Genomic DNA, 22,946 nt, shown 5'->3' on the forward strand with positions numbered 1-22,946 from the left:
CTTATTTTCCGATACAGAAGCTGGAAAAGATCCGGCCTAACAGATCATCAGAGCTGAATTCGCCGGTAATTTCATTTAAGTGCTGCTGCGTCAGGCGCAATTCTTCTGCTAACAGTTCGCCGGCCAGATGATCATGCAATTGCTGCTCACCGATGGACAGGTGTTCAGATGCGCGGGCTAATGCGTCAAGATGGCGGCGTCTGGCAATAAAACTGCCTTCATTCCCGGTTTCAAAACCCATGCAGGCTTTTAAATGCTCGCGAAGGGCATCCAGCCCGGTCTTATCTTTAGCCGACAAGCGAAATAACGGATATTTGCCACTCTCTTCGCCACCGACCGGCTCGCCGGTTAAATCAGCTTTATTCCGGATCACGCTGATCCCCAGTTCCGGTGGGATCTGTGCGATAAAATCGGGCCAGATCTCGGCCGGATCTATTGCCGCTGTCGTAGTACTGTCGACCATAAAGAGTACCCGATCTGCCTGCAAAATCTCCTGCCACGCGCGTTCGATACCAATCTGTTCTACTTTGTCAGTAGCTTCGCGCAGACCTGCAGTATCAATGATATGCAAAGGCATGCCGTCAATATGGATATGTTCGCGCAGCACGTCGCGGGTGGTGCCAGCGATGTCTGTGACAATGGCGGCTTCACGTCCGGCCAGCGCGTTCAGTAAACTGGATTTACCGGCATTTGGTCGGCCGGCAATCACTACTTTCATGCCTTCACGCAGAATACTGCCCTGAGTGGCTTGTTTTTGGATCTGCGTTAAATCGGCGCGAATGACGGCCAGGTCGCCAGACACTTTGCCATCGGACAGGAAATCAATCTCTTCGTCCGGGAAATCAATGGCGGCCTCAACATACATGCGCAGGTAAATAACTTTTTCCACCAAGGCGTGGATTTGCCGGGAGAACTCGCCCTGCAATGATTGCATCGCGCTACGGGCAGCCTGTTCGCTGCTGGCATCGATGAGATCAGCAATAGCTTCAGCTTGTGTCAGATCGAGTTTGTCGTTTAAAAATGCCCGTTCTGAAAACTCGCCCGGGCGGGCGATGCGTAAATCGGCAATTTGCAGAATACGCCGCAATAGCATGTCGAGTAATACTGGTCCGCCATGGCCTTGCAGTTCCAATACATCTTCGCCGGTAAAAGAATTTGGCCCCGGAAAGTACAGCGCGATGCCCTGGTCCAATACAGATCGGTCAGCAGCGAGAAAGGGCAGATATTCCGCCACACGGGCTTTCGGCACGCGGCCTAATACCGCCTGTGCGACTGCAACAGCTTGCGGGCCTGAAACCCGGATAATGCCAACCCCGGCGCGTCCCGGCGCTGTGGCTTGTGCTGCGATGGTATCAGTGGCATACATACCCTATTCCTCTTCACTTCAGATAAAAAAATGGCCATTACAAGTGTAACGGCCATTGTGCATTCGATCAGGATGTTCAGGCGTTACGTACGTGTAGGCCTTTTTTCTCCATACCCTTGTAGATATATAGCATCTGCGCCAGTGAGATCAGGTTACTGACCACCCAGTACAGCACCAGGCCACTTGGGAAAATGATGAAAAACAGACCAAATACGACCGGCATCCACAACATGATTTTTTGCTGCATCGGATCTGTCACAGTGACAGGCGTCAGCTTCTGCATCGCATACATACTGACGATGTACAGAATTGGCAGTACCAAATATGGATCCATTACAGATAAATCTTTGATCCAGAAGATAAACGGTGCCTGACGTAATTCAATACTTTCGACAAACACAAAATACAGCGCCAGGAAGATTGGCATCTGGATCAGCATTGGCAGACAGCCACCCATCGGGTTTACTTTCTCTTTGCGATACAGTTCCATCATCGCCGGGCCCATCTTCTGCTTGTCGTCTTTATAACGCGCCTGCAGCTCGTCGATTTTTGGCTTCAGATTGCGCATCTTTGCCATACCCTCGTACTGGGCTTTCGTCAAAGGGAACATGGCCAGTTTAATCAGCAGTGTGATGGCAATGATTGCGACACCCCAGTTGCTGACGAGAGTGTGGATTTGCTGCAACAACCAGAACAGTGGTTGAGAGATAAACCATAACCAGCCGTAATCGACTGTGAGATCCAGACCATGTGCAATTGCCGCAAGGCTGGCTTGATCTTTCGGACCTGCGTAGAAGGTTGCGGTCAGTGTTTTACTTTCGCCGGCAGCGATGCTGCTTTGCGGACCACGGACGCCAATAATACCTTCGTTATTATTGACCAGACTGAACAGCTGATTCTGTTCTTCAGCTTGCGGTACCCAGGCGGAGACAAAATAGTGTTCCAGCATGCTGACCCAGCCGCCTTTAGTGGCCAGATCCAGGTTTTGGTCCTGCATATCTTCAAAGGCGAACTTTTCGTAGCGTTGTTCAGTAGTGGAGAAGGCACCGCCGCGATATACCGGCATCATCATATTGCCATCTTTACCATTCTCGATGGTTTGCGCCAGATAGTGATAAGGCTGAATGACTTTGCTGCCGGTACTGGCGTTGGTCACGATATAATCAACCCGGACATCATATTTGCCTGCGCTGAAGGTATAACGTTTTTCAATTTGCAGGCCGTTGTGTTCCAGTTTCAGGCTGACATTCAGCTCTGTCTGGCCATCAGCCAAAACGAATTTATCCTGAGTGACGCTATACACTGGTTTGGCAGTGCGTTTCTCATCAGGGCCGTCACCTAACAGACCGCTTTGCGCTGTGTAGTTGAAGCCGTTCAGTTGACGCATTAACGGATATGGCGTGTTGTCTTCCAGGCTCAGCGTGTATTTTGGCAGCACCAGGCCAACGATATCGCCGCCACGGGTATCAATTTTGACATTCAGCACATCAGTATTGACTTCAATGACTTTGCCTTCTGTTACCGCTGCAGTCGTTGAAGTGGGATTGCTCAGTGGGCCTGAGGCGGACAACTGAGGTTCGGCGCTGGCATTAGGGCTGTTGATTGCGGATTGAGCCGGAACAACTGGCTTTGGACCATAATCTTTCTGCCAGTCTTGCCACAGAAAAAAACTGACGATTGCAAAGGCAATCACTAATAAACTACGTTGCGATTCCATGTGTGAGCTTATCTCTTTTGCTTGTCAGGAACTGGGTCTTCACCACCCGGATGTAAAGGGTGACATTTTAATAGACGTTGGGTGGTTAACCAACTGCCTTTTATCACGCCAAAGCGTTGTAATGCTTCAACAGCATAATGTGAGCAACTGGGAGTAAAACGGCAGCTGGGCGGGAACAGCGGGCTAATACATCGCTGATAACCATAAATCGCTGTGATCAGGATTTTGGTTGGATAGCTTTGTACTGGCGGGCGATTTTGCTCCATAAGCGCTCCAGTTGCTGGTGTAGCTCTGCGTTGTCAGTGTTGCTGATATCGCCTTTCACCATCAGCACCATATCGACCGGTGGCAATTCGTGCTGATGCAGCCGGAAACTGTCACGGGCACAACGTTTGATGCGATTCCGATGGACGGCCAATTTAGCACGTTTTTTAGCGATCGTCAGACCAATCCGTGGATGTTCAGATTGATTGGCTTTACACAGGATAGTGAAGAGTGGGGAAGCGACCCGGAACGGGTTCTGGAATACATTGTCGAATTCGCGGGGAGTTAACAAACGTAACTCCCTGCTGAAGGTATAGCTGACCACGCAGCGCTTTAAATAACTGACTAGACAGTTAAGCGCTTGCGGCCTTTCGCACGGCGACGTGCTAATACTGCGCGGCCATTTTTATCTGCCATGCGTGCACGGAAACCGTGGTTGCGTTTCTGTTTTAAAACGCTTGGTTGAAAGGTTCTTTTGCTCATTTTCTTCGTCCGTCCGGTCGATAGTTACTAACTGAATCTGAGTTTTAGTAAGTACCAAAACGCAGAGATTTAAAAAAGAGCGCGAATTCTAAGTATTCTGCCCCCGCTTGTCAATGCGATCCTTGGTTATTTCCCACTCAGATCCCAGATCTTTCACAGTTGTCCACAGGCTGAGCTTTATTCTGGGATAATATGTGCATGAATCTATATTAAGGCCACTGATATACCAGAAAAATAGCAGTAGTTTTGATGGTATTATTAAATTGTCTAAAAGATAAAAAAGCATATAAAACAACACTATATGTTGATACTCCTTGAATCATTCACTTTTTCAAAAAGTCAATATTGCAGTTGTGGATAAGATCGGCTCATAATGCGGGTCTTTCCCTAACACCTGCCTTGTCCAATACTAATTATTCGAGGCTGATGGAGATATGGTGTATCAGTCAGTTTGGCAAAATTGCCTGGAAGCGTTGCAGTCTGAACTGCCAGCACAACAGTTCAGTATGTGGATCCGCCCGCTGCAGGCCGACAGTTCTCATGACGCATTAACGCTTTATGCACCAAATCGCTTTGTGCTGGATTGGGTTCGCGATAAATATCTGAACCGGATCAATGAGTTGATCCATGACTATTGTGGTGATCATTCTCCCCGTCTGCGTTTTGAAGTCGGCAGCAGTCAGAAGGCGCCCAAAGTTAGTCCGATCAGCAGTAGCCGGCTTGCGCCGGTCGCAGCCGCTCCTGCTGCGTCCGCTGCTGTAGCAGAACCTGCACCAAAAACTATTGTGCGCAGTAACGTGCGTGCGAACTATACCTTTGAGAATTTCGTTGAAGGTAAGTCGAATCAGTTGGCGCGCGCTGCTGCCAGTCAGGTCGCTGACAATCCGGGCACAGCCTATAACCCTTTGTTTTTGTATGGCGGAACCGGTCTCGGTAAAACGCACTTGTTGCATGCTGTTGGCAACGGGATCCTGGCAAAAAAGCCTGATGCAAAAGTTATTTACATGCATTCTGAGCGTTTTGTCCAAGATATGGTCAAGGCCCTACAGAATAATGCGATCGAAGAATTTAAGCGTTATTACCGCTCTGTCGATGCATTGCTTATCGATGATATTCAGTTTTTTGCAAAAAAAGATCGGTCACAGGAAGAGTTCTTCCACACATTCAATGCGTTACTTGAAGGTAACCAGCAAATCATCCTGACTTCAGATCGCTACCCGAAAGAAATTGATGGTGTTGAAGAGCGCCTGAAGAGTCGCTTCGGTTGGGGCCTGACCATCGCCATTGAGCCACCAGAGTTGGAAACCCGGGTTGCGATCCTGATGCGCAAGGCGCAGGAAAATAACATCCGATTGCCGGAAGAAGTGGCATTTTTTGTCGCAAAACGGCTGCGCTCGAATGTTCGCGAGCTTGAAGGTGCGTTAAACCGTATCACCGCCAACGCCAATTTTACTGGTCGCCCAATCACTATTGATTTTGTTCGTGAGTCGTTGCGCGATTTATTGGCGCTACAGGACAAGCTGGTAACAATAGAAAATATTCAGAAGACAGTCGCTGAGTATTATAAAATCCGCGTCGCTGATTTGTTATCCAAACGACGTTCGCGTTCGGTTGCTCGCCCGCGGCAGATGGCGATGGCGTTGTCAAAAGAACTTACTAATCACAGTTTGCCGGAGATTGGTGATGCATTTGGCGGCCGGGACCACACAACCGTATTGCACGCGTGCCGGAAGATTGAGTCTTTGAAAGAAGAAACTCATGAAATTAAAGAAGATTTTCAAAATTTAATCCGGACATTGTCATCTTAATAGGGACTTGTTATGCATTTTATTATTGAGCGTGACGCTTTATTAAAACCCTTACAAATGGTGTCTGGTGCTATTGAGCGCCGGCATACTTTGCCTATTCTGTCCAACGTATTGCTTGACGTGACGCAGGACCAGATTGCGTTGACCGGGACAGATCTGGAGATTGAACTGGTTGCTGCTGCCTTTCCGCAGCAAGTCATCACTCCCGGACGAGTCACTATTCCAGCGAAAAAGTTATTAGATATCTGCCGGTCCTTGCCAGAGTCCTGTGTATTGACGTTGCAACTGCAAGGCGATAATTGTGTGGTCAGCACCGGGAAAAGTAAATTTACCCTGGCGACACTGAGTGCCAACGATTATCCGAATCTGGAAAGCTGGCAAGGTGAAGTTGAGTTCGAACTGAGCCGCATTCAATTGCGTAAGCTGATGGAAGATACTGCTTTTTCGATGGCAAACCAGGATGTGCGTTATTACTTAAATGGTTTGCTGTTTGAAGTAGATAACGGCACGTTACGCACTGTTGCCACAGACGGTCACCGGTTGGCGTTGAGTTCGATGGAGCTTGGCGTCACTGCAGGTCAGCAAAAGCAGGTCATTATTCCGCGCAAAGGTGTTTTAGAACTGATGCGTTTGTTAGCTGCGGATGACCAGTTGATCCGTCTCAGTATTGGTCAGAACCATATCCGGCTGATGGATAGCCAGTTTAGTTTCAGCAGTAAGTTGATTGATGGCCGTTTCCCGGATTACCGCAGAGTACTGCCGCGTAATAGTTCGCGCCAACTTACCGCGCATCGTTCGGTATTAAAAGATGCTTGTGTGCGGGCTTCTATTCTTTCTAACGAAAAGTATCGTGGCGTGCGGTTTACACTGAATCCACAAGAATTGCAGATAGTTGCGAACAATCCTGAGCATGAACAGGCTGAAGAAGTGATCGAGGTCGAGTACAACGGCGACACCCTTGAGATAGGCTTTAACGTCGGTTATGTGCTGGATGTATTAAATACGCTCAATACAGATCTGGTGGTGATGCATTTAAGTGATGCCAATTCCAGTTCGTTGGTCGAAGGGGTTGGCAACCCTGGTGCCTTGTATGTCGTGATGCCAATGCGGCTCTGACGCATGGCATTAACTTCGTTGCACCTGCATGATTTCCGCAATATCAAGCAGGCGCAGCTGGATTTTCATCCAGGCTGGAATTTGATTTATGGTGCCAATGGCAGCGGCAAAACCAGCTTATTAGAAGCGATTTACCTGTTGGCACATGGGCGGTCGTTCCGTACCGGCAAGCCATATAAAGTGATTCGGCACGAGCAGGCGCAATACACCTTATTTGCGCGTGTTGATTGGTCGATGCAACAGATCGCATTGGGAATGCAACGGGATAGACAAGGTGACTGGCAGGTCCGTTTAAACGGCGAAGCTGTACAGCGATTGGCTGATTGTGCCAGTTTATTGCCAGTGCAATTGCTTCAGCCAGAGAGCTTTCGTTTGTTTTTCGGTGGACCGAAAGAGCGACGGCAGTTTTTTGATCTGGGATTGTTCCACGTGGAACCTTCCTTCTACGATGTCTGGCTGCGTTTTCATAAGGTATTAAAACAGCGAAATGCCTTATTAAAAAGCAGACAAGCGTATGGAGCCCAATATCAATATTGGGATCAACAATACGTGGAACTTGCAGTGCAATTGCAGCAGTTACGCCAACAGTACTTGCAGACCCTATCCAGCGTCTTGTTGACGTTGACGGCAGATGTGCCGAGCTTAGCAGGCTTACAGCTTGAGTTGGCGCCTGGCTGGCAGGTTCGCAGTGGTGAAGCTGCAGAGCTATCGCAGCAACTGCAAGACGGCTTCAGTAGTGACCTGAAAGCCGGTTATAGCCAACTGGGACCGCAAAAAGCAGATTTGCGCTTAAAAGTTGATGGCGAATATGTGGACGACTTATTGTCTCGCGGTCAGCTGAAAGTTCTGCTCTTTGCACTAAAAGTGGCTCAGAGTAACGTGATTGCGCAGCGGGGGCATAAACAGCCCTTATTGTTAATCGATGATCTGGCGTCTGAGTTGGATGACCAATCTAAACGCCAGATCTTCAAATTTTTAGCTCAACTCCAATCGCAGGTATTTATTACTGCAATTGAACCTGACCAGATTTTGCCGCACCTGACCCAGGATGCGGCATTGTTCCACGTGGAACACGGGCAGATAAAACGGACGGATAATGATGGCCGAAGAACATAATTACGATTCCTCGAGTATTAAAGTACTGAAAGGTTTAGATGCAGTTCGCAAAAGACCTGGTATGTACATCGGGGACACCGATGACGGCTCAGGCTTGCACCATATGGTGTTCGAAGTAGTCGATAACTCAATAGATGAAGCATTAGCTGGTTATTGTAGCGATGTATTTGTCACGATTCACAGTGACAATTCAGTGTCAGTCCGCGACAACGGTCGTGGTATTCCAACCGATATGCATGAAGAAGGTGTGTCGGCAGCTGAAGTCATCATGACGGTATTGCACGCCGGTGGTAAGTTTGACGACAACTCGTACAAAGTATCCGGTGGTCTGCACGGTGTAGGTGTATCGGTCGTGAACGCGCTGTCAGACAAACTCGAACTGACGATTCGCCGGAAAAATAAGGTGCACAACCAGATTTATCGCCTGGGTGTACCCGACGAACCATTAAAAGTAATTGGTGAGACTGATAGTACCGGTACGGAAATTCGTTTCTGGCCAAGTGACACAATCTTCACCGATATCAATTTCCACTACGACATTCTGGCAAAACGACTGCGTGAATTGTCGTTCTTAAACTCAGGCGTTAGCATTATTCTGAGTGACGAACGCGATGACAAAAAAGACCACTTTAAATACGAAGGCGGTATCGAAGCTTTTGTGCAGTATTTAAATCGCACAAAAACCGCGATCCACCCGAAAGCGTTCTACTTTTGCTCCTCACGGGATGACGGTATTACCGTTGAAGTTGCGATGCAGTGGAATGACTCGTTCCAGGAAGGCATCTATTGTTTTACCAACAATATTCCACAGCGTGATGGCGGTACTCACTTAGCGGGTTTCCGTTCGGCATTAACCCGAGTGTTGAACACTTACATCGATGCTGAGGGTTATGCCAAGAAGATGAAAGTGTCAGCGACTGGTGATGACGCCCGTGAAGGTTTAACTGCTGTTATCAGCGTGAAAGTGCCCGATCCAAAATTCAGCTCGCAGACCAAAGATAAGCTGGTATCCAGCGAAGTGAAATCTGCAGTTGAAAGTGTTATGCACGAGAAGCTCAACGAATATCTGCTGGAAAGCCCGAACGACGCCAAAATCATCGTTACTAAAATTGTTGATGCGGCCCGTGCACGGGAAGCAGCGCGTAAAGCGCGTGAAATGACAAGACGCAAAGGCGCACTGGATATTGCTGGTTTACCTGGTAAGTTAGCCGATTGTCAGGAAAAAGACCCGGCGTTGTCTGAACTCTATCTGGTAGAGGGTGACTCTGCGGGCGGGTCTGCCAAGCAGGGCCGTAATCGAAAAAACCAAGCTATTCTGCCACTGAAAGGTAAAATCCTGAACGTGGAGAAAGCTCGCTTCGACAAAATGATTTCTTCACAGGAAGTAGGCACGCTAATCACGGCATTGGGTTGTGGTATTGGCCGGGAAGAATACAATCCGGACAAAACCCGTTACCACAGCATCATCCTGATGACGGATGCGGACGTCGACGGTTCTCACATTCGTACCTTGTTGCTGACTTTCTTCTATCGCCAGACGCCTGAACTGATTGAGCGCGGTTATATCTACATCGCTCAGCCACCACTGTATAAAGTGAAAAAGGGCAAACAAGAGCAGTACATCAAAGATGATACTGCGATGACCGAATACCTGACGACACTGGCATTGGACGAAGCAACGTTGCATGTCAACGCCGATGCTCCTGGCATTGGCGGTGCGCCGCTGGAGGCTTTGGTCAGCCAGTACTACAAATGTAAAATTACCATCGATCGTTTGGGTCGCAAGATCCCATTAAATCTGCTGAATGAACTGGTTTACGTTCCTGGTATTACAGTAGACATGTTAAAAGACGCAACGCTGACCAAAGAGTGGGTTGCCAAACTGGCCAAACGTCTGCAAGACAAAGAAGGTGATGGTTCCAGTTACACCTTTGATGTGACCGAAGACCGCGAGCGCAATCTGACATTACCAAAAATTGTGATCCGCCAGCACGGTATCGACAATGAATATGTGCTGCATTATGACTTTATCACGTCAATTGATTACGGCCGGATCGCTGCTTTAGGCGATGCCATCCGTGACCTAATTGAAGATGGTGGTTATGTCCGCCGTGGTGAAAAAATCAAACCAATCAGCAATTTTGTCGAAGGCCTGGACTGGCTCATTACAGAGTCGAAAAAAGGTCTGTATATCCAACGCTATAAAGGGTTAGGCGAAATGAACCCTGAACAGTTGTGGGAAACGACGATGGATCCAAATACTCGCCGTATGTTACGGGTCACCATCGAAGACGCGATTGGCGCCGATCAATTGTTTAATACATTGATGGGTGATGAAGTAGAACCGCGTCGTGCCTTTATCGAAGAAAACGCATTACGTGTAGCGAACCTCGATGTCTAAAACGCTGGGTTCAGCATCATAAAAAAGCAGACTTCGGTCTGCTTTTTTTATGCGGAATTCTGACGGTACTACGCGGGAAAGAATAGGCAGGCTGGCGTGGTCTATTGGACCTCTGTCGGTTTATACCAAAGTTCAGCACGATCTAGTGGCGTCGCTGCTGGTAATAGAGGATTTCGTAATTGAATCAGTTGACGTTCGGCCAGCTTTGAACGGGCAATAGCGTCACCAAATTCTTGCATAAACATCGCCTCGAATTCGCCACTTTGCAGCATAAGCTCCAAGCCTTGTTCGACCTGATGTGCCAATTCTTGTTGCTCGCGCGAGAAAAAATAATACAAAGCTGTTGGATAATAGAGTACCAGACTTGCTTCAACCGGTAACTGCACCTTTGCTTCAGCAAGCTCCCGCCAAACCTCAAGCACAGAACGAGGAAAGGCATCCACTCGGTTGTTTGCAACCATTTCGAACATGGTCGAATACTGGTTTGAAGGCAGCACTTTAAGTTTATTGAACCGTAGGATTTCGGTATCGGGCCAGTCATGGCCTTGGGTCAGTAACAACTTTTTCAGGTCGTTGAAATGCAACAGCGTTGCACCTGATTGTGACTGTTGTGGCGACAGCAACAAAATGCGCCAACCATACAGCCCTTTGTCAATGGGGAACCTGACCGGAGCCAGTAACTGCTCGCGTTCTGTGGTTGTGACGCTCCAGAACACATCAATACCATGTTTTTCTGCGACCGTGCGTAAGGAGCGGCCTTGTACCATTGGCACCTCCGACGCGACTAAATGATGTCGAATGCCCATCTTATTCAGTGCCGCAGCTAACAGCCGGACTTGATACAACTGACTGCTGTCACCATCCTGAATAGGGCGGGCATAGACAATCGTTCTGTCGGGGACTTCAGCTGTTAGCGCCATGGATGGTAACAGTAAGCAGCTCCACAACAGCGCACGAAAACTCTGCCGGATTGGGACAATTTCACTCATCGGATCGCCTCGCCAAATACCCCGCTAAGCATTACCCAAATCAGTGCGCTTGTCGCCCGCATCGCGAAATAAAGCCTTATTTGGTAGGGCCTTGTCTGATAGCGCACCCCATCACGCTGACCCTATTTTATATTGAACAAGCAGCGCAAATCCGCCGGACAATAAACGACTGAATCCATCTGAAAAGCGCATGCATAACACCTATCGCACTTCAAAAGCAGCTGCGGCGACTAAACATAGCTAAGCAGAATACGATATGGCCATGTGAACGGCTCCTCACATCTGGCTGGGGCCGTCCTCGGGTAAACTGGAGTGGTGAGGTGGTCCTCACGTCCTCTTTTTTTTGACCCACGGGAAAATAGCTCTGACAGTTGCTGCCTTGCAATGGCAGCGGTTGAAAAATAATCTGCAGCTACCCTGTTGCGCTAATTGATTACGCGTGTAATATTAAATGTATTACATGTGTAATATGTTAGTTGTCTCAGTTCAAGCAAGGTCGCAGCTATAGGTGACAAAAAGCCGGAGTTAAAAATGAAAGAGATCAGTCAGGCGGAACTCGAAGTGATGAAAGTGTTGTGGCAGCGGGCGCCGCAGACGGCAAATCAGGTAGTGGAGCAACTGGCAGATGCCAGTCAGTGGCACGAAAAAACGGTGAAAACTCTGTTGAACCGCCTGGTCGGTAAAGGAGCCGTCAGCTTCGAAAAAGACGGCCGCGCTTATTTGTATTTCCCGGTGCTGCAACAATCTGACTACCAACTGCGGGAAAGTCAGAGTTTTATCCAGCGGGTGTTATCCGGCCGCCTTGCACCGCTGGTGGCGGGTTTTGCTGAGCATCAGCAACTAAAGGCTGACGACGTGGCCGAGCTGAAACAACTGATCGCCAAGTGGGAACAGGAGCAGAAATAATGCTGAACTGGCTACTGACGCAGATGTTGCCTTTGACACTGCTGCTGTCTGCTCTGTTATTGGCGCGACCACTGGTGTTGCGCTGGCTGGGGGCTCGCTGGCAATACAGTCTTTGGCTTGCGGTACCACTCTTGCTGTTATGGCCGCTACTACCATTCCAGCTGACCCCGGTTGCTGAGACCGCCGTCTATCAGGTTCAGCGGAATATGCACCAGCTCAGTAAGGACTTATCAGCGCACTTTCAGTGGTCTTTGCTGCTGTTGATATGTTGGAGCTGTGGCGTTGGTGTCATGGTGATAACTATATGGCGCCAATATCAGCGCATCCGCCGTCAGATCAAGACGGCCACCCTGTTTACCGCCGCAGGCACCACAATGACCTGCAAACTTAGCAGTGAACAACAGGGGCCTTATGTGACGGGGTGTTGGCAGCCAACGGTGTTGTTACCGGCTGACTTCCTGCAGCGTTTTGACGCTGAACAACAGCAATTGGTACTACAACACGAGCTGACACACTGGCGTCGTGGCGACCTCCACGCCAACCTGCTTGCGTTGTTGTTACTGATGCTGTTCTGGTTCCATCCGCTGAGCTGGTTGGCGTATCGCGCTTACCGGCAGGATCAGGAGCTGGCTTGTGATGCTTTAGTTTTAGTGTCTGCCAGCCTCCAGCAAAAGATTGCTTACAGTTATGCGCTACTGCGCAATCTACCAAGCAATACCCAAAGCAGCGCTGCTGATTGGCAACTGCTCACCAACCACTATGGAGACAAAAAAATGATGAAACAACGGCTGCAATTGTTACAACGCCAGCAGGGTTTTAGCAAAACGGCGCTGGCGCTGACCTTGATTGCTTTAGTCGGCACGACGTTATGGCTACAACAGCCAGTGCAGGCAGCAGACGGGGCAGCAGACATGAAACCAACTATGCGTGTGGAGCCACGGTATCCTCTCGCAGCGGTACAAGCAAAAACTGAAGGCTATATCGTGGCTGAGTTTGATATTCAGCCGGACGGCACTGTGCAGAATGTGCAAATGATCAAATCAGTGCCGGCGCAGGTGTTTGATAAAGTAGCAATCAAGGCGTTGCAGCAATGGGTCTATAGCCCATCCGCGAGCGGTATGAAAAAAGCAAAAGTACAACTCGATTTTGCGATGGACCCGGTACCGGCTGATATGGAGCGGGTGGAGGTAACACCAAAGCATTAAACGCGATAGTCACAGTCAAAACAGCAAAGGGGCCACGGGCTCTTTTGCTGTTTTGTCTGGATCCAATGTCTGATCAAGGCATGGGCAGAAAAAGCGCGGAAAAACCACGCCATTGCGCTACAGAAAAGCCGCACAAATCGGTATACTTTCCGGTCTTTATTGCCGAAATAGCTGAGCAGGTGCGCTTTCTATGCACAAATACGATATTAAAACCTTTCAGGGCCTGATCCTGGCATTACAGGATTATTGGGCTCGTCAGGGCTGCGTCATTGTGCAGCCACTGGATATGGAAGTGGGTGCTGGTACATTCCACCCGATGACTTTCTTACGTTCGCTTGGCCCGGAGCCAAGCAACGTCGCTTACGTGCAACCATGCCGTCGTCCAACCGATGGTCGTTACGGCGAAAACCCAAACCGGTTGCAACACTATTATCAATTCCAGGTCATTCTGAAACCGTCGCCAGCCGACATTCAGGAGCTGTACTTAGGCTCGCTGCGTGAACTGGGCATCGATACGCTGGTGCATGACATCCGCTTTGTTGAAGACAACTGGGAATCGCCAACGTTGGGCGCCTGGGGCTTAGGCTGGGAAGTCTGGCTCAATGGCATGGAAGTGACGCAGTTCACTTACTTCCAGCAAGTCGGTGGCCTCGAATGTCGCCCGGTAACCGGTGAGATCACTTATGGTTTAGAGCGCCTGGCGATGTATATTCAGGGCGTCGACAGCATTTTTGACTTGGTTTGGACCGACGGTCCGATGGGGCGTATCACTTACGGTGACGTGTTCCACCAGAACGAAGTCGAGCAATCAACTTACAACTTCGAATACGCCGATGTGCCAGCGCTGTTTGCTGCTTTTGATCAGTATGAAGCGGAAAGCCATAAGTTGATTGAATTGGGTCTGCCGCTGCCGGCCTACGAAAAAGTAATGAAAGCCTCACACGCCTTTAACTTGCTGGATGCCCGTCACGCCATTTCGGTGACTGAGCGCCAGCGTTACATTCTGCGTGTCCGGACTCTGGCTAAGGCCTGTGCGGAAGCTTATTACGCGGCACGTGAGAAGCTCGGCTTCCCGTTATGCCGTAACACCAAGCAGGAGGCCTGATCGTGGCACAAGATTTTTTTGTCGAGATTGGCACTGAAGAGCTGCCACCGAAGTCGTTAAAAACTTTAGCAACGGCGTTGCAGCAAAACATCCTGGATGAACTGACCAAACTGGGTCTGGGTTTTGCTGACAGCCAATGGTATGCCGCGCCACGTCGTTTGGCCGTGCGGGTCAATGCACTGGCTGCGCAGCAAGCCGATAAAATCGTCGAAAAACGCGGTCCGGCACTGGCCGGTGCCTTTGATGCCCATGGCGAGCCAACCAAAGCGGCACAAGCCTGGGCTGCTTCGAATGGCATCACGGTGGCAGAAGCCGAACGTTTAGAAACGGACAAAGGTGCCTGGCTCATCCATAAAGCCAAAGTCACTGGTGTGGCGACTGTTGCGCTGCTGGAGCAAGTCGTGGCCACTGCACTGGCTAAACTGCCGATCGCCAAGCCAATGCGCTGGGGCGCCAACGACGCTGAGTTTATCCGTCCGGTTCACACCATCATCATGCTATACGGCAACGATGTGGTACCTGCGACTATTCTGGGTAAAGCTGCTGGCCGCGTCACGCATGGCCACCGTTTCCATGCGCCGGCCAAAGTCGAAATTGCCCATGCAGATGCTTACTTAAGCACGCTGGAGCAGGCTTATGTTGTGGCCGATTACGACAAGCGTAAAACCTTTATCCAAGCCGAAGTCGAAAAGACCGCTGCCAGCTTAAACGGCGTGGCGCAAATGGACGACGCTCTGCTGGAAGAAGTGGCGTCGCTGGTCGAATTGCCGGTAGTACTGGTGGGTTCTTTTGAAGAACGCTTCCTCGAAGTACCGCCAGAGCCGTTGATGTCGACAATGAAAGACAATCAGAAGTACTTCCCGCTGAAAGATACAGCCGGCAAGCTTTTGAATAAATTCATTTTTGTCGCCAACATTGCCAGCAAAGACCCGCAACAAATCATTTCGGGTAACGAAAAAGTGGTGCGGCCACGTCTGACCGACGCGCAGTTCTTTTTTGGTGTGGATAAAAAGACCAAACTGGCAGACCGGCTGGAAAGTCTGGGTACTGTGTTGTTCCAGCAAAAGCTCGGCACACTGCTGGAGAAATCACAGCGTATCAGTGAACTGGCAGGTTACATTGCCGGCAAGATCGGTGCCGATGTCGAGCACGCAAAACGGGCTGGTTTGCTGTCGAAAACCGACCTGATGAGCAACATGGTCGGTGAATTCCCGGAAACGCAGGGCATTATGGGCATGCACTATGCGCGCATCGACGGCGAAGCCGAAGCGGTCGCGCTGGCGCTGAACGAGCAATATATGCCGCGTTTTGCCGGTGATGCATTGCCAGGCCAGTTAGTCAGCTGTGCGGTGGCGATTGCGGACAAGCTTGACTCGTTAGTTGGTATCTTTGGGATCGGTCAGGCGCCAAAGGGTGACAAAGACCCATTTGCGCTGCGTCGTGCCGCCATTGGTGCACTGCGCATCATGGTGGAGAAACAGCTGCCACTGGATTTGCTCGACGTGATTGGTTTTGCCCAAACCACTTTTGGCGACAAGCTTTCCAATGCCCAGGTCGCAGATGAAGTGCTGGACTTCATGTTAGGCCGGTTCCGCGCCTGGTATGAAGGCGAAGGCTATGGCATCGACGTGATCCAGGCGGTGTTAGCACGCCGGCCAACCAATCCAGCCGACTTTGATCGCCGCGTCAAAGCCGTTGCAGAGTTCCGCAAGCTGGACGCTGCGCTGGCATTGGCAGCCGCAAACAAACGCGTAGCGAACATTCTGGCCAAAGTGACCGAAGACATTCCGGCCACTGTGGATGCAACGTTATTATGCGAAGACGCGGAAAAAGCCCTGTACAACGCCATTGTGGCTGAGCAGGCTTATCAGCAAAGCCTGAATAGCTACAGCGAAGGTCTGGCCCATCTGGCGCAGCTGCGCGATGTGGTCGATCAGTTCTTTGATCAGGTGATGGTCAATGCCGATGACGCCAAAGTGCGGGTAAACCGCCAGGCGCTGTTGGCGCAGCTTCGTGCGCTGTTCCTGCAAGTCGCAGATATCGCTGTGCTGCAATAACGACCTTCCGATTGGAAAAATCCCCGCGCACTGCGGGGATTTTTTTAGCTGTATTGCCGGCAGTTCAATCGCAGCAAAGCGCCGGCTGGTCGCATAAACTTTGTACAAGGCTTGCCGCTGTTACCGGGACACTTTAGTTTGATCTTTTCTCAGCAAAAAGAGCCAAATTTGATGCGACGGATCCTGCCTGCTTTATGCCTATTCACGGGCCAATTGTTCACCGGACTGGCGCTGGCCAGTGATACTACACCCGCTTTGCCATATTTTCCTGGCAGTCAATACAACACAGCGGTGCCGACGGTGGAACAGGCGTTGGGCTATGCGCTGGGCAGCCGGATCACTGAACCTGCGGCGGTACTGGACTATTTCCGCCAGCTGCAGCAGGCCGCGCCGGACCGGCTGAAATTGGTGCAATATGGCAAAAGTGCTCAGGGCCGGCCGCTGTTTTATGTGGTGATTGGCAAGCCTGCGCATCTGAGCGCCTTAGATCAAATCGAAACCGATATGCGGCGGCTGGCTGACCCACGGACGCTGACAAATCAGTCTGCCGAACAGTTGCTGCAGAATCTGCCATCCAGCGTCTGGGTGTCCAGTACTTTGCATGGCAATGAAATCAGCCCGGTCGATGCGGCCATGGCGCTGGCGTATTTCCTGCTCGCCGAACAAAGTGGCAAAGCCGCACACATTCTCGATAACACCCTGGTGTATATCGAGCCGCTGCAAAATCCAGACGGCCATCATCGATTTGTCAGCCGTTATTACGCCACTGCAGGTCTGGTGCATTCAGCCGACCGTTTTTCGGCTGAGCATAACGAGCCCTGGCCGAATGGCCGCACCAATCACTATCTGTTTGATATGAACCGGGACTGGCTCGCACTGACCCAACCGGAAATTCAGCAGCGGGTGAAACGATTGCAGCAAATGTTCCCGCTGGTTTATGTGGATTCGCACGAGATGGGCGGCGATCAGAGTTATTACTTCAGCCCGGAAGCGGAACCTTATAATCCGTTTATTCTGGCGTCACAACGCGAGACGCTGCAGTGGTTCGGCCAGAACAATGCGAAAAAGTTTGATGAGCTCGGTTACGACTATTTCACCCGAGAAATTTTTGATGCATTTTTCCCGGGCTATGGTGCCAGCTGGCCGCTGTATCACGGCAGCATTGCGATGACCTACGAGATGGGATCTGCCCGCGGTCATGCCTATCGCAAACAGGATGGCTCCGTGGTCACTTTTGCCGACGGGGTGCAGCGTAACTTTATTGCCTATACCGCCACCCTTGAAACCGCAGCCACTAAGCGCAAAGAACTGCTGCAGCGTTTTTATCAGTATCGGCAGCAAGCGCTGAAACAAGGCAATAAAGACGGCATCGGTAGTTATATTTTCCCGGCCAGTCGCGATAAAGCCGGTCATCAGAAGCTGATGGGCGTGTTAACGCAACACGGTATCCGGGTGGAGCAGGCGCAGGAAGATTTCCGCGCCTGTGGCCAGTCTTATCAGGCTGGAGCCTATCTGGTGAATACCGCCCAGCCGACATATCAGCTGATCCGCGCTGTGCTGGATGATTCAGTACCGATGGATGCGAAGTTTATCAAACAGCAGGAAGAGCGTCGCGCCAACAATCTGCCAGATCAAATTTACGACGTGACAGCCTGGTCGTTACCGCAGATGTATAACCTGACGGTGAACCGTTGCAGCAGTGCGGTCGAAGTCAGCGCTGCCGCGGTTGGGCCTGAGACTCTCATCCCAGGGCAGGTCAGTCAGACCGATGCTACCTATGGTTATCTGGTGCCCTGGGGCGATATGGCTGCCGCGCGGTTGATGAGTGCTGCCTTGCAGCAGGGATTCAAAGTTAAAAGTGCGGACGTGGCGTTCACCCATCAGAACGGTAAACAGTATCCGGCTGGTACTTTGATTTTGAGCAAGGCGGATAACCCGGGTCTGGCAGAAAAGATTGGTGAGCTGGCTGGACGGTCTGGTGCTCAGGTTGAAGGGATAAGCAACAGTTGGGTGTTAGATGGGCCGAACTTTGGCTCAGGACAGGTGAAACTGATCCCCAAAGTGAATATCGCCATGGCTTGGGATGAGCCCACGGACCCACTCAGCGCCGGTAGCGCCCGCTTTGTGCTGGAACGATTTATCGGTTATCCGGTCACGGCCATGCGGCCAGCGCAAATGCTACAATCTGCGTTACAAGGGTATGACGTGCTGATCCTCCCTTCATCGCGGGCGGGCTACCAGAACGCATTGGGTGAACGCGGTCAGCAATTGCTGCGGCAGTTTGTGCAGCGCGGCGGCGTGCTGATAGCGCTTGGTAATGCCAATGAATGGTTGTTACAGGGCAAAGAGCCGTTGTTGGCCAGCAAACAGGAATTTAAGACCAGCGAGCGGAAAAAACCGCAGGACAAGACGCAGGTGCCTGGTACTTTACTAAAAGCAGAATCGGATTATCAGAAGTTACTGGAACCCTGGCAGGCTGATCCGGATTGGGTGCCGGGCTTTATGGCCAATGCCCGCGTTGACCAAAACCATTGGCTGACCGCTGCGGTGCCGCCACAGGTCAAAACCATTTATGTCGGCAATCAGATTTATACACCGCTGTCGATCGACCAGGGTCGCAACGTCGTGACTTTTGATAGTGCCGACAAAGTGCTGGCGGGTGGATTTGTTTGGGATGAAAACCGGCTGCAAATAGCGCAAAAATCCGTGGTGATGGTGCAGGAACTGGGGCGTGGCCAAATTATCGCCTTTACGCAGGAGCCCAATTTCCGCGCTTATGTCGATGGCATGCACTTGTTGTATATCAATGCGGTATTCCGCGGTGCCGCCAATGCGTCACCGTTGCGTTAAAAAAATCGGGGCCAGTCATTCAGACTGGCCCCGATTTGTGCGCGCATCACGGTGCTGACTGACTGGCGACATACCAGTGCAACGCGTCACGCAGTAACACCGCAGTACCGGCGCCAAATCTGTCGTAATAAGCCTGAAAACGCGCGTCGCTGACGTATAAATCACCGAGCATTACCAGACGCTGTAACGGACACGGCCCGTACTGTCGCAGCCACTGATGCTGGCGCACGGCCCATAGCTGTACTTCGGCGGCATCGGCCGGTAAATGCAGACATTGTGCTAAGCCCCGGGCGATTTGTTCACCTTCCTGCGCCAGCTGTTGCTGTTGTTCCGCGCTTAACTGCGCCAGTTGCTGTTCGCTCTGGCGGATCTCGGCTTCGCCCCAGCGCTTTGCTGCTTCTTCGCGCAAGGTCGCCTGGCTGAATTGATTAAATAACTGGGATGACGTGGTCATCGCTGAAGACTCCTGCTGTTGGATAGTAAAATCCAGCATGCTTTGCAGCCGTTGCAGATGTGCGATCCGCCCGGCCAGCAGCTGCTGTTGTTGGCGTAAACAGTGGATCAGGTCATAGTCTGGCGTCTGCATGATCTGCTGGATTTGTGCCAGCGGATATTCCAGCTCGCGAAACATAAGGATCTGCTGCAATTGCAGCACCTGATGCTCGTTGTACAGCCGATAGCCACCACTGCTGCGACCAGCCGGTTGCAGCAGTCCGATCGCATCATAGTGATGCAGGGTCCGGACGCTAACGCCGGCAAGCGCGGCGAGCTGACTAATGCTGTAAGTTGACATAACCGACTCCTGTTTACAGCGGGCAGTCTGCAGCCTGACGTAACGTCAGACGCAAGTAGTTATAGCGGGATTTTTTGCAGAAATTTCAGCGGATCAGCAATGCTCAGCTTCGCACCAGATTGCGACCATCGGCCTTCGCCTGATACATCAGTTGGTCGGCCTGGCGCAGCGCTTCGTCAAAGTCGTCACTGCCACTGAGCACGGCCACACCAAAACTGCAGGTGATCACCAGTTCCGGGTGTTGCGGCAAAAAACGTTGCTGGGCAACGCTTTGGCGGATTTTTTCGGCGACGCGGGTCGCGTCACTCAGCTGAGTGTGCGGTAACAGCAGCAGGAATTCTTCACCACCATAACGGCAGGCGATATCGGGCTGGCGCAATTTACTGCGAAACAGCCGGGCGATCTGTTGTAACACTTTGTCACCTTCGGCATGGCCGAAGCTGTCATTGATATGTTTAAAGTGGTCGAGGTCGACCAGGATCAACGCCATCGGCAGCAGCAACTCGGGTTGTTGCTGCAAATAATGTGGCATGCTCTGATCAAGAAAACGCCGGTTGGCGAGACCGGTCAGCGCATCAGTATTGGCTTGGTTGTCTTTGCTGCGCTGCAACAAATCCATGCTGTGATGGCTACGTTCACGGAAGTGTTCATTGATGCCACAGGCCAGGATCAGCGTCAGTAAAGACGCCAGAAACCGGCTGCTTTCGGCAGCGCGGTATTGCGCTTGTCCCAGATCAGGCCCATACAACACCACCGCCAAAGTCAGCAACAACGCCAGATTCAGCCAAGTGCCGCGTTTGCGGCCGAGCAAACCATATAAAATCGGCGGAAATGGAAATACCCAATACAAGGCGGTACTTTCGAAGCCGCCATGCACCACCAGCCCCGTGACAAAAGCGGCGACCAGCACCCCTTCAACCAAACAGGCAGTTTCAAGCTGCTGGCTTGCGTGAAACCAGGCGGCATTGAGTAAAAAACTGAAAGCACAACCAAACAAAATAAACTGCAGCAGATAATCTTCACTCAACAAGTGACGCAAACCCAGCACCAGCATAATGGCGGAGGTGATGTAGCTTACGAACAGCAATATGTAGCGGCGACGATTTTGTTCAACCGACAACGCTTCGGCCAGGCTGGCGCGGGAGATGGGCACTAAGCAGTTTCCTTCCGCTGTGAATGTCCCCAGTATTGAGGAAAGCAGCGGTAAAACACAATGTCAGGCTGTGTTTTTTTTCAGCAGATAGCGATATGGCAGCGAACTGGTGTCGCTTGCGAGTAATTCATGGTCCATAAAGCGGCAAAAAGCCGGAATATCGCGGGTCGTGGCCGGATCATCAGCAATGATCAGTAAGGTCTCACCGGTTTGCATTTTGCGGATAGTCAGCCGGGTCATCATCACAGGTTCCGGGCAACGTAAACCCAAAGCATCAAGTTGCTGGTCAGCATTGGAAAACACATCAGCAGCAGGGGACATCAGCAAAACTCCGGTCAAAGTCTAAAGGCGTTATCGTAACGATGCGTGCGACCGATTTCAAATATCGGCCTGCTAAAAAGCAAAGGCAGCCTGAGCTGCCTTTGTCATCCGGTCAAAATTGGGTTATTCGACGCGTTCAAACACAGTGGCGATACCCTGACCCAGACCAATACACATGGTCGCCAGGCCGTAACGGGCATCTTTGCTTTCCAGCACGTTAATCAGCGTGGTGGAAATGCGTGAACCGGAGCAACCCAGCGGGTGACCGAGCGCAATAGCACCGCCATTGAGGTTCACTTTAGTATCCATCACTTCCAGCAAGCCTAAGTCCTTCATCACCGGCAGTGCCTGTGCAGCAAAAGCTTCGTTCAGCTCAAAGAAGTCGATTTGGCTGATGTCGAGACCGGCCGCTTTTAACGCTTTTTTCGACGCCGGCACCGGGCCATAACCCATGATCGACGGGTCACAACCGGCCACACCCATGCCAATGACGCGGGCGCGGATTTTCAGGCCTAAAGCTTTGGCTTTGTCTTCGCTCATCACCAGCATGGCAGAAGCACCATCAGACAGCGCTGACGAGGTACCTGCAGTGACAGTGCCGTTGGCCGGGTCAAACACCGGGCGCAGCGCGGCCAGGCTTTCGACTGTGGTTTCCGGCCGGATCACTTCGTCATAATCAAACAGCTTCAGCACGCCGTCGGCATCATGGCCGAGCGCCGGCAGAATTTCGGCTTTAAAGCGGCCTTGTACTGTGGCTTCTTGCGCCAGACGATGCGAGCGGGCACCAAACTCGTCCTGCTGCTGGCGGCTGATGCCATGCATTTTACCCAACAGTTCAGCGGTTAACCCCATCATGCCGGCCGCTTTAGCGACAGACACACCCAGACCCGGGTGGAAATCAACGCCGTGGGTCATCGGTACGTGGCCCATATGTTCCACACCACCGATTAAATACACTTCGCCCATACCACACTGAATCGAACGGACGGCATCATGCAGCGCCTGCATTGACGAGCCACACAGCCGGTTGACAGTGACAGCCGGGACCGAATGAGGAATGCCGGCCAATAACGCCGCGTTGCGCGCGACGTTAAAACCCTGTTCCAGCGTTTGCTGGACACAACCCCAGATCACGTCGTCAATTTCTTCCGGTGCCAGGCCCGGATTGCGTTCCAGAATACCGCGCATCACATAAGCAGACAGTTCTTCCGCCCGTACGTTACGGAAAATACCGGCCTTAGAGCGGCCCATCGGCGTACGGATACAATCAACAATAACGGCTTGTTTCATTTTCAA

At 51.2% G+C, this 22,946-nt stretch carries 19 protein-coding genes; 9 read left to right on the plus strand and 10 right to left on the minus strand.

All coding sequences use genetic code 11. The annotated features are described in order from the left end of the window. Window position 1: 1 nt before the first annotated feature. The 5 genes from mnmE to rpmH form a co-directional block, all read right to left on the minus strand. On the minus strand, window positions 2-1,366 hold the full coding sequence (gene mnmE / locus ACQ66Q_RS10035) for a tRNA uridine-5-carboxymethylaminomethyl(34) synthesis GTPase MnmE (RefSeq protein ID WP_430456671.1): 1,365 nt from the start codon (window positions 1,364-1,366) through the stop codon (window positions 2-4). Window positions 1,367-1,442: 76 nt separating this feature from the next. Then, window positions 1,443-3,083, minus strand: a complete 1,641-nt coding sequence (gene yidC / locus ACQ66Q_RS10040) for a membrane protein insertase YidC (protein ID WP_430456672.1) — start codon at window positions 3,081-3,083, stop codon at window positions 1,443-1,445. A gap of 8 nt (window positions 3,084-3,091) precedes the next feature. Further along, on the minus strand, window positions 3,092-3,349 hold the full coding sequence (gene yidD, locus ACQ66Q_RS10045; RefSeq protein ID WP_208932530.1) for a membrane protein insertion efficiency factor YidD: 258 nt from the start codon (window positions 3,347-3,349) through the stop codon (window positions 3,092-3,094). Then, complete coding sequence (gene rnpA, locus ACQ66Q_RS10050) at window positions 3,301-3,639, minus strand: ribonuclease P protein component (protein WP_430456673.1); 339 nt, start codon at window positions 3,637-3,639, stop codon at window positions 3,301-3,303. Before rnpA ends, yidD begins: the two co-directional genes overlap by 49 nt. Before the next feature lie 53 nt (window positions 3,640-3,692). After that, the gene (rpmH, locus tag ACQ66Q_RS10055; RefSeq protein ID WP_084164225.1) at window positions 3,693-3,830 is read right to left on the minus strand and encodes a 50S ribosomal protein L34; all 138 of its coding nucleotides are present in this window, start codon (window positions 3,828-3,830) and stop codon (window positions 3,693-3,695) included. 437 nt (window positions 3,831-4,267) lie between these two features. On the opposite strand from rpmH, the gene dnaA reads away from it, so the two are divergent. Genes dnaA through gyrB form a run of 4 tightly spaced genes read left to right on the plus strand, consistent with a single transcriptional unit; the run spans window position 4,268 to window position 10,271 of the window. Next, window positions 4,268-5,638, plus strand: coding sequence for a chromosomal replication initiator protein DnaA (dnaA, locus tag ACQ66Q_RS10060; protein WP_430458548.1), 1,371 nt, complete (start codon window positions 4,268-4,270; stop codon window positions 5,636-5,638). A gap of 12 nt (window positions 5,639-5,650) precedes the next feature. After that, entirely contained in the window at window positions 5,651-6,754 is a 1,104-nt protein-coding gene (gene dnaN / locus ACQ66Q_RS10065) for a DNA polymerase III subunit beta (protein WP_430456674.1), read from the plus strand. Window positions 6,755-6,757: 3 nt separating this feature from the next. Next, entirely contained in the window at window positions 6,758-7,870 is a 1,113-nt protein-coding gene (gene recF, locus ACQ66Q_RS10070) for a DNA replication/repair protein RecF (protein WP_430456675.1), read from the plus strand. Continuing rightward, on the plus strand, window positions 7,854-10,271 hold the full coding sequence (gene gyrB, locus ACQ66Q_RS10075) for a DNA topoisomerase (ATP-hydrolyzing) subunit B (RefSeq protein ID WP_430458549.1): 2,418 nt from the start codon (window positions 7,854-7,856) through the stop codon (window positions 10,269-10,271). The genes recF and gyrB overlap by 17 nt, the downstream gene beginning before the upstream one ends. Window positions 10,272-10,372: 101 nt before the next feature. Here the strand turns inward: gyrB and ACQ66Q_RS10080 are convergent, their stop codons facing one another. After that, window positions 10,373-11,260, minus strand: coding sequence for a hypothetical protein (locus ACQ66Q_RS10080; RefSeq protein WP_430456676.1), 888 nt, complete (start codon window positions 11,258-11,260; stop codon window positions 10,373-10,375). A gap of 531 nt (window positions 11,261-11,791) precedes the next feature. On the opposite strand from ACQ66Q_RS10080, the gene ACQ66Q_RS10085 reads away from it, so the two are divergent. The 5 genes from ACQ66Q_RS10085 to ACQ66Q_RS10105 all read left to right on the plus strand — a co-directional run bounded on the left by ACQ66Q_RS10085 (window position 11,792) and on the right by ACQ66Q_RS10105 (window position 19,383). Beyond that, on the plus strand, window positions 11,792-12,166 hold the full coding sequence (locus ACQ66Q_RS10085; RefSeq protein ID WP_430456677.1) for a BlaI/MecI/CopY family transcriptional regulator: 375 nt from the start codon (window positions 11,792-11,794) through the stop codon (window positions 12,164-12,166). Continuing rightward, window positions 12,166-13,371: a M56 family metallopeptidase gene (locus tag ACQ66Q_RS10090; RefSeq protein ID WP_430456678.1), complete on the plus strand. Its 1,206-nt coding sequence runs from the start codon at window positions 12,166-12,168 to the stop codon at window positions 13,369-13,371. Before ACQ66Q_RS10085 ends, ACQ66Q_RS10090 begins: the two co-directional genes overlap by 1 nt. A 190-nt stretch (window positions 13,372-13,561) precedes the next feature. Further along, entirely contained in the window at window positions 13,562-14,476 is a 915-nt protein-coding gene (gene glyQ, locus ACQ66Q_RS10095; protein ID WP_430456679.1) for a glycine--tRNA ligase subunit alpha, read from the plus strand. Between the two features lie 2 nt (window positions 14,477-14,478). Beyond that, window positions 14,479-16,533 carry a glycine--tRNA ligase subunit beta gene (gene glyS, locus ACQ66Q_RS10100; protein WP_430456680.1) on the plus strand — a complete coding sequence of 685 codons (2,055 nt, stop codon included), beginning with the start codon at window positions 14,479-14,481 and terminating at the stop codon, window positions 16,531-16,533. A gap of 171 nt (window positions 16,534-16,704) precedes the next feature. Next, window positions 16,705-19,383 (plus strand): M14 family zinc carboxypeptidase, encoded by a 2,679-nt coding sequence (locus ACQ66Q_RS10105; protein WP_430456681.1) that lies wholly within the window; start codon window positions 16,705-16,707, stop codon window positions 19,381-19,383. A gap of 46 nt (window positions 19,384-19,429) precedes the next feature. Here the strand turns inward: ACQ66Q_RS10105 and ACQ66Q_RS10110 are convergent, their stop codons facing one another. From ACQ66Q_RS10110 to fadA, 4 genes are all read right to left on the minus strand, one after another. After that, window positions 19,430-20,176 (minus strand): MerR family transcriptional regulator, encoded by a 747-nt coding sequence (locus ACQ66Q_RS10110; RefSeq protein WP_430456682.1) that lies wholly within the window; start codon window positions 20,174-20,176, stop codon window positions 19,430-19,432. 103 nt (window positions 20,177-20,279) lie between these two features. Continuing rightward, entirely contained in the window at window positions 20,280-21,329 is a 1,050-nt protein-coding gene (locus tag ACQ66Q_RS10115; protein ID WP_377245812.1) for a GGDEF domain-containing protein, read from the minus strand. A 63-nt stretch (window positions 21,330-21,392) separates the two neighbouring features. Then, window positions 21,393-21,650: a sulfurtransferase TusA gene (gene tusA, locus ACQ66Q_RS10120; protein WP_377245809.1), complete on the minus strand. Its 258-nt coding sequence runs from the start codon at window positions 21,648-21,650 to the stop codon at window positions 21,393-21,395. Between the two features lie 123 nt (window positions 21,651-21,773). Next, window positions 21,774-22,940 (minus strand): acetyl-CoA C-acyltransferase FadA, encoded by a 1,167-nt coding sequence (fadA, locus tag ACQ66Q_RS10125; RefSeq protein WP_208932514.1) that lies wholly within the window; start codon window positions 22,938-22,940, stop codon window positions 21,774-21,776. Window positions 22,941-22,946: the final 6 nt, after the last annotated feature.

The sequence above is a fragment of the Rheinheimera sp. genome, from assembly GCF_965283995.1.
Lineage (GTDB): Bacteria > Pseudomonadota > Gammaproteobacteria > Enterobacterales > Alteromonadaceae > Pararheinheimera.

Bases quoted from the DNA above. Each gene is read 5' to 3' on its own strand.
- mnmE (WP_430456671.1), bottom strand. From the start codon at position 1,366: ATGTATGCCACTGATACCATCGCAGCACAAGCCACAGCGCCGGGACGC.
- yidC (WP_430456672.1), bottom strand. From the start codon at position 3,083: ATGGAATCGCAACGTAGTTTATTAGTGATTGCCTTTGCAATCGTCAGT.
- yidD (WP_208932530.1), bottom strand. From the start codon at position 3,349: ATGGAGCAAAATCGCCCGCCAGTACAAAGCTATCCAACCAAAATCCTG.
- rpmH (WP_084164225.1), bottom strand. From the start codon at position 3,830: ATGAGCAAAAGAACCTTTCAACCAAGCGTTTTAAAACAGAAACGCAAC.
- dnaN (WP_430456674.1), top strand. From the start codon at position 5,651: ATGCATTTTATTATTGAGCGTGACGCTTTATTAAAACCCTTACAAATG.
- recF (WP_430456675.1), top strand. From the start codon at position 6,758: ATGGCATTAACTTCGTTGCACCTGCATGATTTCCGCAATATCAAGCAG.
- gyrB (WP_430458549.1), top strand. From the start codon at position 7,854: ATGGCCGAAGAACATAATTACGATTCCTCGAGTATTAAAGTACTGAAA.
- ACQ66Q_RS10080 (WP_430456676.1), bottom strand. From the start codon at position 11,260: ATGAGTGAAATTGTCCCAATCCGGCAGAGTTTTCGTGCGCTGTTGTGG.
- ACQ66Q_RS10085 (WP_430456677.1), top strand. From the start codon at position 11,792: ATGAAAGAGATCAGTCAGGCGGAACTCGAAGTGATGAAAGTGTTGTGG.
- ACQ66Q_RS10090 (WP_430456678.1), top strand. From the start codon at position 12,166: ATGCTGAACTGGCTACTGACGCAGATGTTGCCTTTGACACTGCTGCTG.
- glyQ (WP_430456679.1), top strand. From the start codon at position 13,562: ATGCACAAATACGATATTAAAACCTTTCAGGGCCTGATCCTGGCATTA.
- ACQ66Q_RS10105 (WP_430456681.1), top strand. From the start codon at position 16,705: ATGCGACGGATCCTGCCTGCTTTATGCCTATTCACGGGCCAATTGTTC.
- ACQ66Q_RS10110 (WP_430456682.1), bottom strand. From the start codon at position 20,176: ATGTCAACTTACAGCATTAGTCAGCTCGCCGCGCTTGCCGGCGTTAGC.
- tusA (WP_377245809.1), bottom strand. From the start codon at position 21,650: ATGTCCCCTGCTGCTGATGTGTTTTCCAATGCTGACCAGCAACTTGAT.
- fadA (WP_208932514.1), bottom strand. From the start codon at position 22,940: ATGAAACAAGCCGTTATTGTTGATTGTATCCGTACGCCGATGGGCCGC.